General features: G+C 41.8%; 16 protein-coding genes. 9 read left to right on the top strand and 7 right to left on the bottom strand.

What is annotated here, in order from left to right; translation table 11 throughout:
* Window positions 1-65 precede the first annotated feature (65 nt).
* From KO511_RS02185 to udp, 4 genes are all read left to right on the top strand, one after another.
* Window positions 66-482 (top strand): CBS domain-containing protein, encoded by a 417-nt coding sequence (locus KO511_RS02185; RefSeq protein ID WP_215985853.1) that lies wholly within the window; start codon window positions 66-68, stop codon window positions 480-482.
* Between the two features lie 81 nt (window positions 483-563).
* Window positions 564-2,030: an MATE family efflux transporter gene (locus KO511_RS02180; protein ID WP_215985852.1), complete on the top strand. Its 1,467-nt coding sequence runs from the start codon at window positions 564-566 to the stop codon at window positions 2,028-2,030.
* Window positions 2,031-2,087: 57 nt separating this feature from the next.
* Entirely contained in the window at window positions 2,088-4,388 is a 2,301-nt protein-coding gene (locus KO511_RS02175) for a zinc/cadmium/mercury/lead-transporting ATPase (protein ID WP_215985851.1), read from the top strand.
* 253 nt (window positions 4,389-4,641) lie between these two features.
* Complete coding sequence (gene udp, locus KO511_RS02170; protein ID WP_215985850.1) at window positions 4,642-5,400, top strand: uridine phosphorylase; 759 nt, start codon at window positions 4,642-4,644, stop codon at window positions 5,398-5,400.
* A 149-nt stretch (window positions 5,401-5,549) separates the two neighbouring features.
* Here the strand turns inward: udp and KO511_RS02165 are convergent, their stop codons facing one another.
* The 3 genes from KO511_RS02165 to metG form a co-directional block, all read right to left on the bottom strand.
* Window positions 5,550-6,749, bottom strand: a complete 1,200-nt coding sequence (locus KO511_RS02165) for an MFS transporter (protein ID WP_215985849.1) — start codon at window positions 6,747-6,749, stop codon at window positions 5,550-5,552.
* 5 nt (window positions 6,750-6,754) lie between these two features.
* Complete coding sequence (locus tag KO511_RS02160) at window positions 6,755-7,603, bottom strand: 2OG-Fe(II) oxygenase family protein (protein ID WP_215985848.1); 849 nt, start codon at window positions 7,601-7,603, stop codon at window positions 6,755-6,757.
* 168 nt (window positions 7,604-7,771) lie between these two features.
* A complete protein-coding gene (gene metG / locus KO511_RS02155; protein WP_215985847.1) occupies window positions 7,772-9,847 on the bottom strand; it encodes a methionine--tRNA ligase in 2,076 nt (691 codons plus the stop codon).
* Window positions 9,848-10,006: 159 nt separating this feature from the next.
* On the opposite strand from metG, the gene apbC reads away from it, so the two are divergent.
* The 3 genes from apbC to KO511_RS02140 all read left to right on the top strand — a co-directional run bounded on the left by apbC (window position 10,007) and on the right by KO511_RS02140 (window position 14,317).
* Window positions 10,007-11,080 carry an iron-sulfur cluster carrier protein ApbC gene (gene apbC, locus KO511_RS02150; RefSeq protein ID WP_215985846.1) on the top strand — a complete coding sequence of 358 codons (1,074 nt, stop codon included), beginning with the start codon at window positions 10,007-10,009 and terminating at the stop codon, window positions 11,078-11,080.
* A 288-nt stretch (window positions 11,081-11,368) separates the two neighbouring features.
* Window positions 11,369-12,010, top strand: coding sequence for a uridine kinase (udk, locus tag KO511_RS02145; protein ID WP_215985845.1), 642 nt, complete (start codon window positions 11,369-11,371; stop codon window positions 12,008-12,010).
* Window positions 12,011-12,163: 153 nt separating this feature from the next.
* Window positions 12,164-14,317, top strand: coding sequence for an AsmA family protein (locus tag KO511_RS02140; RefSeq protein ID WP_215985844.1), 2,154 nt, complete (start codon window positions 12,164-12,166; stop codon window positions 14,315-14,317).
* A 69-nt stretch (window positions 14,318-14,386) separates the two neighbouring features.
* Here the strand turns inward: KO511_RS02140 and cobO are convergent, their stop codons facing one another.
* Window positions 14,387-14,992, bottom strand: a complete 606-nt coding sequence (cobO, locus tag KO511_RS02135; protein ID WP_215985843.1) for a cob(I)yrinic acid a,c-diamide adenosyltransferase — start codon at window positions 14,990-14,992, stop codon at window positions 14,387-14,389.
* Window positions 14,993-15,083: 91 nt separating this feature from the next.
* Between cobO and KO511_RS02130 the strand changes: the two genes are divergently transcribed.
* A complete protein-coding gene (locus KO511_RS02130) occupies window positions 15,084-15,536 on the top strand; it encodes a low molecular weight protein-tyrosine-phosphatase (protein ID WP_252724211.1) in 453 nt (150 codons plus the stop codon).
* A gap of 32 nt (window positions 15,537-15,568) precedes the next feature.
* On the opposite strand, the gene KO511_RS02125 is transcribed toward KO511_RS02130, so the two are convergent.
* From KO511_RS02125 to sodB, 3 genes are all read right to left on the bottom strand, one after another.
* Entirely contained in the window at window positions 15,569-16,231 is a 663-nt protein-coding gene (locus KO511_RS02125; RefSeq protein WP_215985842.1) for an SDR family oxidoreductase, read from the bottom strand.
* Window positions 16,232-16,428: 197 nt separating this feature from the next.
* Window positions 16,429-16,938, bottom strand: a complete 510-nt coding sequence (locus tag KO511_RS02120; protein ID WP_171359868.1) for a VC2046/SO_2500 family protein — start codon at window positions 16,936-16,938, stop codon at window positions 16,429-16,431.
* Window positions 16,939-17,066: 128 nt separating this feature from the next.
* Window positions 17,067-17,651, bottom strand: coding sequence for a superoxide dismutase [Fe] (gene sodB, locus KO511_RS02115; protein ID WP_215985841.1), 585 nt, complete (start codon window positions 17,649-17,651; stop codon window positions 17,067-17,069).
* Window positions 17,652-17,919: 268 nt separating this feature from the next.
* Between sodB and KO511_RS02110 the strand changes: the two genes are divergently transcribed.
* Window positions 17,920-18,258 carry a Grx4 family monothiol glutaredoxin gene (locus tag KO511_RS02110; RefSeq protein WP_125320430.1) on the top strand — a complete coding sequence of 113 codons (339 nt, stop codon included), beginning with the start codon at window positions 17,920-17,922 and terminating at the stop codon, window positions 18,256-18,258.
* Window positions 18,259-18,313 lie beyond the last annotated feature (55 nt).

The raw sequence follows: 18,313 nt of genomic DNA, 5'->3' as shown, positions 1-18,313 counted from the left end.
TAAAATCAAGAAATTAGACAACAATTACACTAAGAAGATGAGATTTGCACGCTAAGGAGACGCAAATGGAATCATTGAAAGTGAAGGATTACATGACTTTGCAGGCGGTAACGTTTAAGCCTGAGATGTCTTTGAGTGCTGCATTGGAAAAAATGTTGAAATCTAGTTACCTCGGTGGCCCAGTGATTAATGAAAGAGAGGAAGTTATTGGTTTTCTCTCTGGACATGATTTGCTTGATAAGCTGGTTAAGGTAAGTTATTACTGCCAAGATACGCATATTGTTTCTGATTGTATGCACTCAAAAGTTCTTTCAGTTGGGCCTGATACGTCGATTATTGAGTTAGCCGACATGATGAAATCAGGTAAGCCTAAAGTTTACCCTGTTATAGATAATGGTAGGTTGGTTGGAATTATTACTCGGCGTGATGTATTGCGTGCGGTTGCTAAGAACCTAGACGATTGCTTCAAACATCCGGTATAGTAAAAAGTGAATCTAGTGACATAAAGAGGCGCTGTTCAGCGCCTCTTTTTATTATTCCGACAACACCGACTGAGGCTGGGCATGGAGAATCAGAGCGCTAAATTTGTTGAAGGTTCGACTATGCGGCATATATTAGTGATGTCGGGGGCTGGTTCTGTCGGTTTAATGGCTCTGTTTTTGGTTGACTTGCTGGATATGCTTTTTATCAGTATGTTGGGTCAGGTTGAGTTAGCTGCGGCAGTTGGTTTTGCTGGGACATTGGTTTTCTTTTCTACTTCAATCTCGATAGGTACTTCGATAGCTATGGGAGCTTTAGTATCTAAAGCTATTGGAGCAAAACAACGCGATCATGCTAGAAGACTCAGCACTAGTATTATTCTTACCGCATTTGTTATCAGCAGTGTGATCAGCGCTTTGATGTTTATGTTTATTCCTGAACTTCTCGCTGCCATTGGGGCGAAAGGTTATGTTGCGGAACGTGCTCAAGCGTATTTGCAAATATTGCTTCCGAGTGGGCCTGTGATTGCGATTGCAATGTCAGCGGGCGCAGGCTTAAGGGCTGCTGGTGATGCAAAACGCTCTATGTGGGCGACTTTAGCAGGTGGGATAATTAATGCGATATTAGACCCCATTTTTATCTTTGCTCTGGACTGGAATGTTGAAGGTGCTGCTGTGGCAACAGTATTCGCACGGTTCACGGTATTATTTTTCTCCCTATACCCACTAATTCGTACTCATAACCTGCTTGCTTTTCCTTCGTTAATCGCTTGGCGTAATAGTCTTAAGGCGATATTAACCATCGCTGTTCCAGCAATTATTACGAATATTGCAACGCCAATAGGTAATGCGATTGTCACAACGTCTATTGCAAAGTATGGAGAGGACTTTGTCGCAGGTTATGCGGTTATAGGACGCCTTATCCCTGTGTGTTTTGCGGTACTTTTTGCTCTGTCAGGTGCTGTTGGGCCTATTATTGGCCAAAACTTTGGTGCTGAGAGGCTTGATCGAGTTCGTGAAACCTTGACGAATTCTTTGGTTGTCACCACGGTTTATACAGTAGTGGTTTGTATTTCGCTGTACTTCGTCCAATCGTTGGTGATCACAGGGTTTAATTTACAAGGTGATGCAGCCATCATTGTTTCTGCTTTTTGTACTTATGTCGCTTTTAGTTTCATTTTTAATGGCGCTCAGTTTGTGGCGAATACGTCATTCAATAATCTAGGTAAACCCTTTTATTCTACAGCATTAAATTTAGGTAAGGCGACACTCGGGACCTTGCCTTTCGTGTATTTTGGGTCACATTGGTTTGGCGCGCTTGGTGTCTTATATGGGCAAGCTGTGGGTTCGATTGTATTTGGGGTGTTAGCAATTATTGTACTGCGTAAGCACATTAACGATTTAATTAAAGGTGAATTCGTCGCGTTAGAAGGCAAAGACCCTTCTATTACAAGTATTAATTCGCAACCTTTTTGTACCCATGATGCGGTTTTAATTGATGAAGTTGCTAGCCAAAAAGAAATGTTGTTAACAAATGAAAAAAATAGTTGACCTTGGAGTCTACTCCAAGGTTTATGCTTTGAGTGTACATCCAATGGAGATAAAGTTATGTGCACAAAACATAAAGCCTGCCGTTCAGAAAAAGTCGCGTTCAAGCCTGCACATGCAGCTTCTTGCTCAAGCCCTAAAGTGGCTACAATACAGATTTCAGGGAGCAATGGTATGGAGTCGGATTGTTGCAACTTGGATAGTTGTTCAGCTGGACTTGATCCTGCTGATGAGGAAAGTGACCCCAGAAGTTCCATAACACAAGAAGTGACCCATAGCTGGAAAATTAATGGCATGGATTGTCCGTCATGCGCAAAAAAAATTGAAAACGCAGTCAATAAGGTCGCTGGCGTTATAGAGGCTAAAGTTCTATTTGCCACTGAGAAGCTAGTGGTCAAAACAGAGAGTCCTAGTGTTGCTCCGCAGGTTGAGCAAGCTATTATTAAGTCTGGTTTTAATTTTAGTACTGTACTCTCTTCTTCAAAGCCGCAATCAAAGTCTGGTTGGAAAACGATTGTTAAACAAAATGCCGCTATCATAGCTATCGCATTTTCTATGGTTGTTGCTGCCTTTATTAAACCTTTTTCACCTACGATTAGTGAGTGGCTGTTTGTCTTGACCTGTTTAGCGGGTCTCTATCCCATCAGTAAAAAAGCATTACAATTGGCTAGATCAGGGACACCTTTTGCAATAGAAACCTTGATGAGCGTCGCGGCAATCGGGGCACTTTATCTTGGTGAGACTGCAGAAGCGGCCATGGTGTTATTACTCTTTATGATTGGCGAGCGGTTAGAAGCTTTTGCTGCCTCACGAGCTCGAAGTGGAGTGCAGTCACTGATGGAATTAGTGCCTGAAACGGCGACTAAAATTGTCAATGATCAACGTGTCGAAGTGTCTGCAAGTGAATTACAGCCAGGTGATATTATTGAGGTTTCACCTGGGTCTAGGCTCCCAGCTGATGGTCAGTTGATCGGACAAGCTGCCAGTTTTGATGAAAGCGCACTCACAGGTGAGTCCATACCTGTTGAACGTTTTGATAACGATTCTGTGATGGCAGGTGCTGTGGCAGTAGATAAAGTCGTACGGTTTGTTATTACTTCCAAGCAAGGTGAAAATGCCATTGACCGAATTTTACACCTTATAGAAGAAGCAGAATCGCGCAAAGCACCACTAGAGCGCTTTCTCGACAAGTTTAGTCGTTGGTATACGCCACTGATGATGATGGTATCCTTGTTTGTCATTCTTGTTCCACCACTATTTTTTGCCCAGCCTTGGGAAACTTGGGTCTACCGCGGGCTTGCTTTATTGCTCATTGCTTGCCCATGTGCATTGGTGATCTCCACCCCAGCTGCGATTACTTCTGGTTTGGCTGCTGCTGCGAAGCGAGGGGCTCTAATTAAAGGAGGCGCGGCACTTGAGCAATTGGGTAAGATTGAAACGGTTGCTTTTGATAAAACAGGGACGTTAACTCAAGGAAAGCCGGAAGTAACAGATATTATTGCAGTCGGTAAGTTTGAAGGCACTGAATTGCTCAAAAGCATTGCGGCAATTGAAGTGGGGTCAAGTCATCCACTTGCTATTTCATTAGTTAAGAAAGCGCAATCATCTGGTATCGATGTACCTGAGGCAACGGACAAGCAAGCCTTGATTGGTCTTGGTGTACGTGGCTTGGTTAATGGTGTTGTATATCAGGCTATTGCACCAAGCAAGCTGAATTTTGTGTTGCCCTCTGAGGTGGTAGAAGATATTCGAAAAATGGAAGACCAGGGTAAAACGGTTGTTGTTGCTATTCGGGGAGAAACTACAGTTATTGGTCTGGTTGCTTGGCAAGACACATTACGTGACGATTCTGCAATAGCGATTAAAGCGCTTAAGAATCTTGGCATCAACTCAATTATGCTAACTGGTGATAATGCACGCAGTGCCAAAGCGATAAGCTCAATGATAGACATTGATTTTAAAGCGGGCTTATTACCTCAGGATAAAGTCACTTACGTAGAAAACTTATCATCGACATCGAACGTCGCCATGGTAGGAGACGGCATAAATGATGCTCCGGCGATGAAAGCATCAAGTATTGGTATTGCGATGGGAGGAGGAACAGATGTTGCTCTTGAGACTGCTGATGCAGCAATCACCCATAACCGCTTGATTGAATTAGCAGGAATGATTGAGCTGTCTCGAGCCACACTTAACAATATTCGCCAGAATATAGCTCTTGCTTTGGGACTGAAAAGTATCTTTTTGGTGACTAGTTTGCTTGGTATTACTGGGCTTTGGGTTGCGGTACTTGCCGATAGTGGTGCGACAGCAATTGTTACCTTAAATGCACTGCGCTTACTTAAGTTTAAGCCTAAATAATAGACATCTTTTTTACATATCAAGCCTGGGACACGTTCTCAGGTTTTTTATGCAACTAAGTTATTCTAGTGACTATTGAAATGTGATGCAAAACGATTTTATTTGTAATTTTTATGATAATGCAAGCAATGTTTGTGATCGATGTCATTATTTTTATCTGGCGAGTTAGATACATTACGCCTGTACCCAAACAAATGAATAGAGCGAAAAGGCCAATAGAAATCAGCCTATTTCGTCAAACAAGGAGCCCCGCATGTCTCAAGCTGTATTTCACCTAGGAGTCACTCAAGATGATCTTGTTGGCGCAAAGCTTGCCATTATTCCTGGTGATCCTGCTCGCGTTCAGAAAATTGCTGAAGAAATGGAAAATCCGGTCTTTTTGGCCAGTCATCGCGAGTACACACTTTATCGTGCTGAGCTTGATGGCAAACCTGTTGTTGTGTGTTCAACAGGTATCGGTGGCCCGTCAACGTCAATAGCGGTTGAAGAGTTGGCTCAGCTTGGTGTCGATACTTTTTTACGTGTTGGCACCACGGGGGCTATCCAGCCACATGTGAATGTTGGTGACATGATTGTATCGACAGGCTCGGTTCGCCTAGATGGTGCAAGTCTACACTTTGCGCCAATGGAATTCCCGGCTGTGGCGGATTTTTCTGTGGCGACGGCGATGAAAGCGGCAGTTGAAGAGTCTGGTGCTCAAGTTCATATGGGCGTGACCGCCTCTAGTGATACTTTTTATCCTGGGCAAGAGCGCTATGATACTTTCTCGGGTCGAGTGGTGAGGCGGTTCCAAGGTTCGATGAAAGAATGGCAAGATATGGGGGTGTTGAACTTTGAAATGGAATCAGCCACCTTGTTAACAATGTGTGCGACTTCTGGTTTAAAAGCGGGGTGTGTAGCTGGGGTTATTATCAATCGTACTCAAAAAGAAACTCCTGATCATGCTACTTTGAAAGAAACAGAATCACGTTCAATTAAAGTCGTCGTTGCAGCGGCGCGTAAGATGCTTTAGTACCAAAGCAACAGACTAAATATAAAAATCCCTCATAAGCCATGGCTTGTGAGGGATTTTTATATTTTTCCATGAAGTATTTTAATAAAAATATTAGTATTTAAGCCATATTTTTATAATTTGGAAACTCAAATTGTGAGCGGATTAGTTCAGCAGGATAGCCCTTCATGAGGATCGTGCTTGACGTAGAAAATGATGGTACGCTTTTTAATTAATAGTGTCGTTGCCACTGCTGCCATTGATGATAATATTAGAATTAGTGCTATTTCATTGGGCTGAATTTGTGAACAGACCAAACTCAGTAAGCTCCAGAAACCAATGCATATACAACCTTGTAATGCGGCTGCGTATCCAGAGTAATAGTCGGCGAATATTCTTAATGAGCTGGTCATTGCATTGATAAAAAACAACCCACAGAAAATAGCCATCAGGCATAGGTAAATACTAATATCCCATTCTGATTGAGGAAGTATCAACTGTTTGACTAAGAATATAGCGGCTAAAATAGCATTGGCCCATACTGAAAAAGATATAATACGTGCTTCTGTATAGAATTTTAATAAAAGCAGATTACTGATTGCGGCGACAGCGTAAAAAACACCCATAATTAATGTGAATAAACCATATTCATATGTGGAATAGTTGAAATCATTTTGAAAAATATATGGAGAGAGCAGATGAGCGATGACCATTTCTCCCCAAAATAAAGCCATTAGAACGGTGAGTACAGTGAACTTTTTATTCGCTAATATTCGCCTAAAAATGACCAATCTGCGTTTTTTTCCTATTCTCTTTTTATCCAAATTTTGTTTGTTAAGCTTAAAAGTAAATAGTAGGGTAACTAATTGATATATGAATAAAATGGTGAAAATATGTTGCCAAGAATAGTGCGAAGTAATAGTTGCTCCTATGTATGGGGCAATAATGGGTGTAATTGAGTAAAAAAACTCGAAACATAAAAAGCCGTAGGTAAGTTGTTTACCCTTGTAATTATCCATTAGGACCGGGGTTGCTAAAATAGAAGCACTTAAACCAACTCCCTGAAGTGTGCGGCCAATTAAGAAGGCCACAGAATGTTGCATGGAAAGTATAATCGCGGTACCTACTAAACTAATGCACAACCCGGCGATAATGATATTTTTTCGACCTAACTGCTCTGATAAAATACCGGCTAGCAGCAAAAATGTTGCATTAGCCCCAAGGTACAAGATTAGCGATGAATTAGCGGCGAGATAGCTCATGTTCAACGATTCTTGTATATCAGGAAGAGCGACTAAATAAATATCGACAAAAACCTGATAAGCAATGCCTATCAAAACCGCAACAAGCAGGGGCATCATGCGTGTCATAGTAATTATTTCACCTTAAGTTCTTTGTAGCGTTGCTGTAAAAAACTGTCGGCTGTGTATTGGTCAGAAAGCCTGCATTCATCTTTAGGGTGGACACAAAAGGCCAGAGAAATACGTTCTTCAGTAGAGTTAGAGGGCTGTATTACTCGATGATAGAAAGAGGGATAAAAATCGTTGGTACGCATAGCAAGCATATCGCCAGCGTTAATCACGATACTGTTCGGAATATAAGGAACCGCTGTCCACGTTCCATCTCTGGTTTTTGCTTCTAAACCTGAACTAGATACATTGGGTAGTAAGGTAATCAGGTTGATATCTGCATGTGATTCTGCTCGTTGTGCGCCGAGCTTTGCGCTATCAGAAAAGTTATCCAACGGTGGATAATAGTTCATTCTAAATAGGGTTTTTGGCGAGTCTTTTGCCATGCTATCTAATGGCTCGTCGAGTTCATCTTTTATTTCAGATGGCAGGTGATTGTTCAGCCACCCGAGTAGTTTGGCAGATAAATTAAGCAGGCGGTGTCTTATTTCATCACTTCTTTTTTGTTGATCTGGGGGACACGCTTTATCTTCATAATAATGAAAAACTTCCTTGAGATCTTTTTTCGTAAACCCTTTTGCCGTTTCTGACACTGTTCGAGGAATAAAACCTGCGACAGTCTCTTTGTTATATAGAAACTCTTGCTTAGATTCCTCAGCTTGATAAAAAAAGTTCAGCCAGTTTGAATACAAACCTTCAATTTCTACTTGTTCAATGCCTGTGTCGGTCAACACAACAAAACCTGATTGGTGAAGAGCTTGAGCGAATTCTTGAGGTGCGAAAGGATTATTGTCACCTATACTTATGATTTTCAATGTATTTCTTCTCTATGTAAAACAATAGGAAGCGAATTTTATCATAGGCAATTATAAGTGTTATGTTTCATATTTGACATTGTTTGTATTTTTAGTGATTTGAGTCCTATATCATCGAAAAAGCCCTGCTATTTTTAGCAGGGCTTAGAGTTATTGCATGAACTTATTTTACATGACACGCATGCCTGGCTTAGCACCTTCATGAGGTTCTAGAATCCAAAGATCGCTTCCACCTGGTCCAGCAGCCAAAATCATGCCTTCTGACATACCAAACTTCATCTTACGAGGTTTGAGGTTGGCGACCATCACAGTGAATTTACCTTCTAGATCTTCAGGTCTGTATGCTGACTTAATGCCAGAGAAGACTTGGCGAGTTTCACCACCAATATCCAACTGGAACTTAAGTAACTTGTTCGCTTTCGGTACTTCTTCACAAGAAATAATACGTGCGATACGCATATCCACAGCCGAAAAGGCATCAAAATCAATCTCTGCAACAATAGGGTCTTTATCAAGCTCAGTTTGACTTGCCCGATTCTTTGCTGCTTCAGCTTTCTCTTTAGCCGCCATTTCTAGTTCAGCATCTTGTTTAGAAGATTCAATCATAGACTCAACCTTTTTCGGGTCGATACGGTTGAAAAGTGCTTTGAATTTAGTGATTTCATGGCCTGTTAATGGCTTGGTTATCCCATCCCAAGTTAGCTCTTGGTTGAGGAAAGCCTCTGTGCGCGCAGTTAGCGCTGGCATAACAGGTTTTAGGTAAGTAATGAGTACACGGAATAAGTTGATGCCGACAGAGCAAATATCTTGTAAGTGTTGGTCCTTACCTTCTTCTTTTGCTACAACCCATGGTGCTTTCTCATCAACATATTGGTTTGCTTTATCTGCCAGTGCTGTGATCTCACGTATCGCACGGCCAAATTCTCGCGTTTCGTATAGCTCTGCGATGCGATCGGCTGCAGCAACAAACTCTTCATACAGTTCAGGCTCTGCAAATTCGTCTGAAAGCATACCTTTAAAGCGTTTAGTGATAAAACCGGCATTACGTGAGGCAAGGTTAACAATCTTATTGACGACGTCAGCATTGACTCTTTGAGTAAAGTCTTCAAGGTTCAAGTCTAGGTCATCGATACGACTATTTAGCTTGGCTGCATAATAGTAGCGTAGGCACTCAGGATCAAGGTGATCTAGGTAAGTGCTTGCCTTAATAAATGTGCCTTTTGACTTAGACATTTTCGCCCCGTTTACGGTTACGTAACCATGGACGAAAACATTATTTGGTTTACGAAAACCACTGCCTTCAAGCATTGCAGGCCAGAACAGAGAGTGGAAGTAAACAATATCTTTACCAATAAAGTGGTAGAGCTCTGTTGTACTGTCTTTCTTCCAGTATTCGTTGAAATCTAGATCTTCACGTTTATCACATAGGTTTTTAAACGAACCCATATAACCGATAGGTGCGTCTAGCCACACGTAGAAGAATTTATCTTTTTCACCTGGGATTTCAAAACCGAAATAAGGTGCATCACGAGATATATCCCACTGTTGAAGACCAGATTCAAACCACTCTTGCATTTTATTTGCGGTTTCAGTCTGTAATGAACCAGAGCGGGTCCACTCTTGAAGCATGCTTTCAAATTGGGGGAGATCAAAGAAGAAGTGCTCAGAATCTTTCATGACAGGTGTTGCACCAGATACGGCTGATTTAGGGTCAATCAACTCTGTCGTGCTATACGTTGCTCCGCAGCTATCACAATTATCACCATACTGATCGTCAGACTTACATTTCGGGCAAGTGCCTTTTACAAAGCGATCGGGTAGAAACATCTCTTTCTCTGGATCAAAGAGTTGTGAAATAGTTCTGCTAGAAATGAAGCCATTTTTCTTTAACTCAAGATAGATATGTGACGCTAGTTGTCTATTTTCTTCAGAATGAGTGCTGTGATAGTTATCAAAGCTAATATCGAAGCCAGCAAAGTCTTTCTGGTGTTCTTCACTAACGGCAGCGATCATTTCTTCTGGTGTAATACCCATTTGTTGTGCTTTTAGCATGATTGGCGTGCCGTGGGCATCGTCAGCACAAATGAAGTTTACCGTGTTGCCACGTAGGCGTTGGTAGCGAACCCAGATGTCTGCCTGAATGTGTTCAAGCATATGACCTAAATGGATCGAACCGTTAGCATACGGAAGGGCACAAGTTACCAGCAGTTTCCTTGGATCAAGGTTTCTTGGATCGTTTGCCATACTTAATATTCGCTTATTCTGATAGGTATTTAAAAATTGACCCTAATACTACCTTATCCACATTGTGACTCCAAGGTATCATCAGCGTGATTATCTTAGTTTTTTCGGGGTTCAGTCTTGTAACGAGCAATGCTAGGATTAGACTCATAAGGAGGATCTATGCGTCTATTATCTAGCAAAGAAGATTTTTGTAGTTGGCTCAACCAGTTTGAGCATTCAAGCTTGGTTGCGCAGTGGGCCTCTGTTGCAGGTATTGTGACTCTGGATTCGGGCAGACTTACCATTGCATTCCCTTTTGCGACTCTATCAGTAGTGCAGATGCTATCTGACTGGATTCAATTACAGCAGCAAAGTGGCCATGTTTCGGTAGTTAAGTGTGACATAAAAGCGGTGCCTAAGCCGCTCCATACACAAGTTGATCATCAGGTGACTGGTGTGAAGAACATTATTGCCGTTACTTCAGCCAAGGGTGGGGTTGGTAAATCAACCACAGCAGTGAACTTAGCACTGGCAATTGCCACGTCGGGAGCAAAGGTTGGCTTACTAGATGCGGATATTTATGGTCCTTCAGTTCCTATCATGATGGGTCAGCAGGGGGCATCACCTCAAGTAAGAGATGATAAATGGATGCAGCCTATTTTCGCTCATGGCATCTATACCCATTCTATCGGTTACTTGGTTTCTAAAGATGAGGCCGCTATCTGGCGTGGTCCTATGGCGTCGAAAGCTTTAGCCCAATTACTCAATGAAACGCAGTGGCCAGAACTCGATTATCTTGTGATAGACATGCCACCAGGGACGGGGGACATTCAGTTGACCTTAGCTCAACAAATACCCGTTACGGGAGCTGTGATTGTCACTACTCCACAAGATCTTGCTCTTGCAGATGCCCGAAAGGGAGCGGCAATGTTTGAGAAAGTGCAGGTGCCAGTGATTGGTTTAGTGGAAAATATGAGTTACCACATCTGCAGTCATTGTGGTGGCAAGGAGGACATTTTTGGTGTCGGTGGCGCGCAAAAAATGTCGAGTGAATATGGCTTTGATTTATTGGCTCAGATACCGCTACACATTTCTTTGCGTCAAGATATCGATAATGGGTGTCCTAGTGTCGTCGCTCGGCCCGATTCAGAGCAAGCTGCTTATTATATTCAGCTAGCGGAGTCAGTGTGCGCACGAATGTATTGGCACGGACAAGAAAAACCTCAAACTATTCAGTTCAAAATGGTTGAATGATCACAAGCGGTTGGTCTTTTAAGTTATTTTCAGCTGGTCGAAAGGCCTTTCGTCCAACAGAGCCATTACTGTTATAATATTGCTCAATTTGGTATCGATGCGGTAATCGTTTGCGTTACCGTTATTGATCCTATTTAGCGATTTGGGTGAAATCCTCACTAGCATGTCTAGAGCGAACTCCCTATAATCGTGCGGTTTATATATTACACACTAATACTACATGGGCAATATTTGCTCGATGCTAGTATTAGAACATGACACCAATTCAATTCATCGGGTGCAAGAATAATGTCTGATAATAATCAATGCGTCATCGTCGGTATTGCTGGCGCATCGGCTTCTGGAAAAAGTTTAATCGCCAGTACTATCTATAATGAGCTTCGTGAGAAAGTGGGCGATCATCAAATTGGTGTAATTACGGAAGATTGCTACTATAACGATCAAGACCATCTGAGCATGGAAGAGCGTGTCAAAACTAACTATGACCACCCGAACGCACTTGACCATGATTTACTTTGTGAGCATTTAAAAACTCTTACAAGAGGTGATTCTGTTGAGGTGCCTGAGTATAGCTATTCTGACCATACTCGTACTGAAAATACCACTCTAATGACTCCGAAAAAGGTGATTATTTTGGAAGGTATTCTACTTTTAACCGATCCTCGTCTGCGTGAACTGATGCACGCCACTGTGTTTATGGATACACCATTAGATATTTGTCTATTACGCCGAGTGAGACGTGATGTTGAAGATCGTGGCCGTACAATGGAATCAGTACTGAAACAATATCAAGAAACTGTGCGCCCGATGTTCATGCAATTTATTGAACCATCTAAGCAGCACGCGGATATTATCGTGCCTCGTGGTGGTAAAAACCGCATAGCGATTGATGTTTTAAAAGCGCATATTGCAAAACTTTTGAAAGCTTAAGCCTTTATCCTATTCAAGCGCTTTATTTTTTTCGCAAGAAGTGGCACCTTAGGTGCCACTTTCTTTTTACATGTAATAAGCCTAATAGCCCAAACGACTCATTGGCTGAGATGGCTAGATGTATGACAACCCTGAATCGCAAGGATAATTTTGATGAAGAAACTGTTCCTATTGATTGCCATTCCTATCATCGTACTACTTGGTGGGATTGTGGCACTGATACTGTTCGTCAATCCAAACCAGTTTAAACCTCTTATCGTAGAGCAAACTGAGAAACAAACTGGCTTAGAGTTGGTTATCGAAGGTGATATCAGTTGGAAGTTTTTTCCATCGCTTGGTTTTGAGTTAGGGAAGACTGAGCTGCGAAATCCGCAAGGTTTTTCTAAGCCGAACTTATTTAAGGTTGATACGGTTGGTATTGATGTATCAGTTTCGCCTCTATTTAGTCAGCAGTTAGAAATCGGGAATATCACTCTTGATGGCGCTGAGTTTTATCTTGAAACTCTTAAAGATGGTCGTAAGAACATTGACGTTTTAACCAAAGCGCAGACTGACCCAAGTGAGCAACCATCACTAGACTCTGCTGCCAATGACTCTACAGTAGAGTCTTCACCAACTGGATCTTCTGAAAAACCTGCGTCAGATTGGGCAATTAATCTTGCAGGGGTGACTGTATCAAACGCCGCTATTGAGATTCAGGATAAACAAGCTGGCTCATACACCAAGCTTTATGACGTTTCTCTGAACTTGTCAGAGTTTGCCGTTGATACGTGGACAAAGGCTGAGTTTTCCGTTAAAGGTGAAAACAATCAGCAGAAGTTTAACGCTCAAGGAAGCGCTGAATTTAAGCTTGCCAAAGGTTTTAGCGATTATTCTTTGCGTAACATCGAACTGAATGCTGGTTTTAGCGATCCTGCTAATCAATTTGATTCGATTAAATTGGGCTTAGAGACGTTCGACTTTGATACAGTGAATGCACTGACCTATCATCTTGTTGGCCGTGCTGCAGACCTAGACATCGATATGAAAGGCGGTGGCAGTTTAACAATTGATAAAGCCATCTCAAAAGTCACGATGGATAAGTTAACCCTTGATGCTACGTTTAAAGGTAAAGCTCTGCCGCAATCTCCTATGAAAGTGGATATGGCCTCGGATTTATCATTTGATTTAACACACAGTCACTTAAGTTTCGTTTTAGAGAAGTTAACGGCTAACGCCCTAGCATTTGATGGTAAAGCAAACGTGACTTTAGGTGATATTGCCAAAGTTCGCTTTTCACTGCACAGCCCGGACATAGACTTGGACGAATTTTTAGGTCTCAATGCTGCTAATTCTGGCGAGGCAACAACTCAAAAACCTAATCAATCCGAAACATCAAGCCAAAAGGAGTCTGGCAAGGTAGTGCAGCAAAAAGAGGTTGAACCTGATTTATCCGCGCTCAAAACTTTGGATGTTAAAGGGGATATCACTATCGATAAGTTTAAGGCCAGCAACGCTAGGATGGAAAATGTCAAAACCCGTTTCTTAGTTAATCGTGGCGTTGCAGAACTGACTTCTTTCTCGTCTAACTTGTATCAAGGTTCGATTACCGCTTCTGCAAAACTTGATGCGAGAAAGAGTCCAGCGAGTTACACCGTTAAAAAACGCATTAAGGGCGTTCAGGTTCAACCATTGCTCTCTGATGTTGCCAATAATGATAAGTTGGAAGGCACGGGTAATATTGATGTTGATGTTAAAGGCCGCAGTCTAACGCCAACCGGTATTCAAAAGAACCTAGTTGGTACTGTGGTAATTAATTTTACCGATGGTGCAGTCAATGGTATTAACGTCGCCCAATTGATCCGCGAAAACTACGCCAAGTTTAAAGGCCAAAAAGTAGAGTCTTCTAATCAAGCCGAAAAAACAGACTTTAGCGCCATGAAAGCAACGTTGAAACTTAACAAAGGTGTGGTGTCGACGGATGATTTATCTATGCAGTCACCGCTGCTGCGTATTCTGGGCAAGGGCAAGGCTAATTATATTGCTCAAACAGTTGATTTTACCGTTAGTACTTCGATTGTTGGCTCATTAGAAGGCCAAGGCGGGAAAAATATTGATGAGCTGAAAGATGTAACCATTCCAATCAATATATCTGGCTCTTGGGCTAAGCCTAAATTCAAGTTGGTCTTTGATGATGTATTGAAACAGAAAGTGGAGAAAGAAGTTGATCGTGGCCTGAAAAAGTTAGATGAAAAATTGGGCGACAAGATAAAAGATCAAAAGACCAAGGATGCGGTTAATAGTTTGATTAAAGGTCTATTTAATTAGTTACATCACAACATAAAATGACTAAAGCGCACCCAGAGTGCGCTTTTTAATAGCTTTTTTTATGAGCGGCTACCAATCCACGCCTTTTAGCGCTTTGATACCAGAATCAAAAGCATGCTTTACATTCTTGACTTCAGAGACTGTATCGGCCATTTCAATCAGGGTTCGATGAGCCCCACGGCCAGTAATGATAACAGACTGCATTGGTGGCCTATTATTTAGTGCGTCAACAACCTCTTCTAAGTCGATATAACCATAGCTGACCATGTAAGTGAGCTCATCAAATAAAATGACATCGATAGAGGTATCACTCAGCATACGCTTGCACTCTTGCCAAACTTTCTGCGCCGCTGCAGTATCTAGGGATTTATCTTGCGTTTCCCATGTAAACCCTGTCGCCATAACCTGAAATTCAACGCCCAGCTTTTCTAGTAAATTGCGTTCACCGTTATCCCAAGTCCCTTTGATAAATTGAGCCACTGAGCAGGTTAAGCCATGACCTACTGCGCGAGCGATGGTACCAAAACCGGAAGTGGACTTGCCTTTGCCATTACCCGTAATAATCAGCAACAGGCCTTTTTCATCTTGAGCCGCAGCGACTCTAGCATCGACTTGTTGTTTGACTTTTTGTTGTCTTGCCTGGTGGCGATCTTGTTTATGACTTTCAGATGTCACAGGAAATCCTTTTTAATTTCAGAAAACTGTGGCTATGATAACGCATCTGCAGTGCTGCAAAAAACCATGGTTTTTTAAGGGAAAGAAAAATATGGCCAAGAAACTATTAGTGGTATGCATGGGCAATATCTGTCGTTCACCAACGGGTGAAGCAGTTCTTCGTGCTAAGGCTGAACAAATGGGCGTTGAAATTGAGGTCGACTCGGCCGGAACCATAGGTTATCACCAAGGTAATTTACCAGACTCTCGTGCTAAAGAAACGGCAGAGCGACGAGGATACTCATTTAAAGGGATCCGCTCGCGTAAAGTGGTTGAGCAAGACTTTGCCTATTTTGATCTGATTTTGGCTGCTGACAGAGATAACCTAGCTGATCTTAAGGCGCAATGCCCGTTACAGTATCAGAATAAGTTGAAGCTATTTCTTAGCTACGCAGAGAGCGAGCAAGAGGAAATTCCCGATCCATATTATGGCGGTGACAACGGGTTTGAACTCGTCGTTGAGTTAATCGAACAAGCTTCAGATAAACTGCTTAGAACACTTTAGAGATAAATGAGCATGATGATAGCTTATTGTTTCTAAGCTGCCATCACGCGGCCGCTAAAATAATCATTGGAAACTATGTACTCGGTGTTTCGAATTAAATCTTCTCTAATTTTAGCCCAATGAATATTGCTTTGTTCGTAGCAAGGCACGACCCCCCCGACTCGAATATTGAATGGGTTTAGCTCTTTTGCCCAGCTTTGGGTAAACCCAGCAACCATTGAAGTTGCGTTTTCAAAACCAGACATATCGCTGTAATCAGCGTGGGCAATGACATTAACAATCACACCATTTTTTTTGTCTTGGCGCATCTTTTCGGCAGTCGCTTGACCAAAGGTAAACAACGTTGCTGCCATCAGAGATAAATGCTGCGTAAATATATCACTCGCTCGCTCGTCAAAGAATTTTGGCATGGTTTGACTTGTGATCGCATTGATAAGTACATCAGGTGATTGGTGGACTGATTGTTCAATAAATTCAAATAGTGAGTTAATGCTACCTAACGAATGATCATTCATTGCATGCTGATAAATATTCGATGAGATTTTTTTGCATCTTGTAAAAGTATCGTTTAATTGCTTTGCGTTTGTATCACAAATAATGACAATGCCATCAAAAGACGCAAAGTGCATGGCTAATGTGCTGCCAAGTTGAGAACCTGCAGAAGTTATTAATATTACAGCACTTTTTATATCCATACACGGCGCCTCCATTTGGGGCATTAAAGTTTGTCCACATATCATGGTAGATTAATTGTGTATTTGGTGTGAATAAGCTCAAATAACTTGTGTATATCTTTGGTCTGGAGTAAATAATTTGCACTCATTCACACTTGTAAGCAACTTGTTGAGTATTAAGTGAATGGGGTAAAAGTTAATGTGATCTGAATAGATCTTTAAACTTGTGTTTGAATTTGGAAGCTTCTTTGAGCTGCGACCAACTGGTTGTAGAGGTCGATTGGCATGAGAGATTTGTTTTCGGTTTCGCCAAGTTGACGCCGCTGATGCCCAGATAGGTTGTGGTAGACATCCTCGGGAAGATTAAAAGTATCTTCAGGCAAGTAAGTTAGTGCATCAGGTTTTATATAATGGCTGAGTTTGGTGCTAGGAAGCCCTGAAGCATGGAATAGTTCAGCTTGTAACGCTGCAACTGGATAAGACTCTTGATCAGATCTTAGTCGTTGAGGCTGCGGCAATTCAAAACGACGTCTTAAAGCTTCTTCCGTTGTTTCTGTCTCAGTCATTTTATCAATAGGTGTATTATCTCTAACGTCTTCAGAAAACATCGATATTATCAAAGCAAAGTCAGCACGACGCCCTTCATGAACAGCATGGTTAATACCATTACCGAATTGAAGTTCATTAATTATGCTTGCTTTATCTAAAGTATGAATCTGAGTTTGCATGTCACCTCGCTTGATGGTTATTTAGCGGCATTGCGAAGGTAAACTTTAGAGAAATGATTGACTAGAAAAGAAAAAAGCCAGCATGTGCTGGCTTTTTAAGCGACAAAAGAGTCTGCTTTATTTATGGGTTATTTCGCTAGATTTTCTGCAACGAAGTCCCAATTAACTAGAGCCCAGAAACCGTTCATATAATCTGGACGCACATTACGGTAATCAATGTAGTATGCGTGCTCCCACAAATCTACCGTTAGAAGTGGCGTTGTGCCGGCTTCAGTAAGAGGTGTTGCTGCGTTAGACGTGTTAACGATCTCTAGAGAGCCGTCAGCTTTTTTAACAAGCCAAGTCCAAGAAGAGCCAAAGTTGTTGATAGCAGAGTCTGTGAATTTAGCTTTAAAGTCGGCGAAAGAGCCAAATGCTTTATTGATTGCATCTGCCACCGCACCTGTAGGTTCACCACCAGCGTTTGGCGCTAGACAGTGCCAGTAGAAAGTGTGGTTCCAAATTTGAGCTGCATTATTGAATACACCACCAGTTGAAGTCTTAATGATTTCTTCGAGTGTTTTGCCTTCAAACTCAGTGCCAGGAATAAGGCCGTTAAGCTTTACAACATAAGTGTTGTGGTGCTTACCATGGTGGAAATCTAAAGTTTCAGCTGAGATATGTGGTGCTAATGCGTCTTTTGCGTAAGGAAGAGCTGGTAATTCAAATGCCATTGCTCGATTCTCCATTGAATGTGAGAGAGGCTAGGTCTCTCAATTGCTTCCAGTGTAATTTATTATCATGTCGTGCCTTTGGCATGACATGTCGTTTTGGTAACTGCGCTATAGTTTAGCAAGTTTTTACTTTATTAAAAGCATCGCAGTTAAATTGTATATGAAATTTCTTTGTGATCTAAAGCCACAGATATTATAGGCTTTTTATTCTCTGACAATGGTTTAAAATGTGTCAGTAATTTCGGTAACGCCATATAAAGAGGAAGTAATGGAAACCATCGATAAAATTAAGCAGCAAATTGAAGAGAACACTATCCTGTTGTACATGAAAGGTTCTCCAAAGCTACCAAGCTGTGGCTTTTCATCACAAGCGTCGCAAGCCCTAATGGCTTGTGGTGAGAAATTTGCTTATGTGGATATTCTACAAAATCCAGATATTCGAGCAGAGCTGCCTACTTATGCGCAGTGGCCAACTTTCCCGCAACTATGGGTAGAAGGTGAGCTAATTGGCGGTTGTGACATCATTATTGAGATGTACCAAAAAGGTGAGTTGCAGCCATTGGTCAAAGAAGCGGCTGAGCGAGCGGGTTCTGGTGAAGAAGAATAAAAGAACCACTGTTTAAATTTACAGTTTTTCTTGATTTTTAGGGGCTACATTCGAT

The organism is Vibrio hepatarius, from assembly GCF_018860525.1.
Classification (GTDB): Bacteria; Pseudomonadota; Gammaproteobacteria; order Enterobacterales; family Vibrionaceae; genus Vibrio; species Vibrio hepatarius_B.
This window is presented reverse-complemented; position numbering and strand designations above follow the sequence as displayed.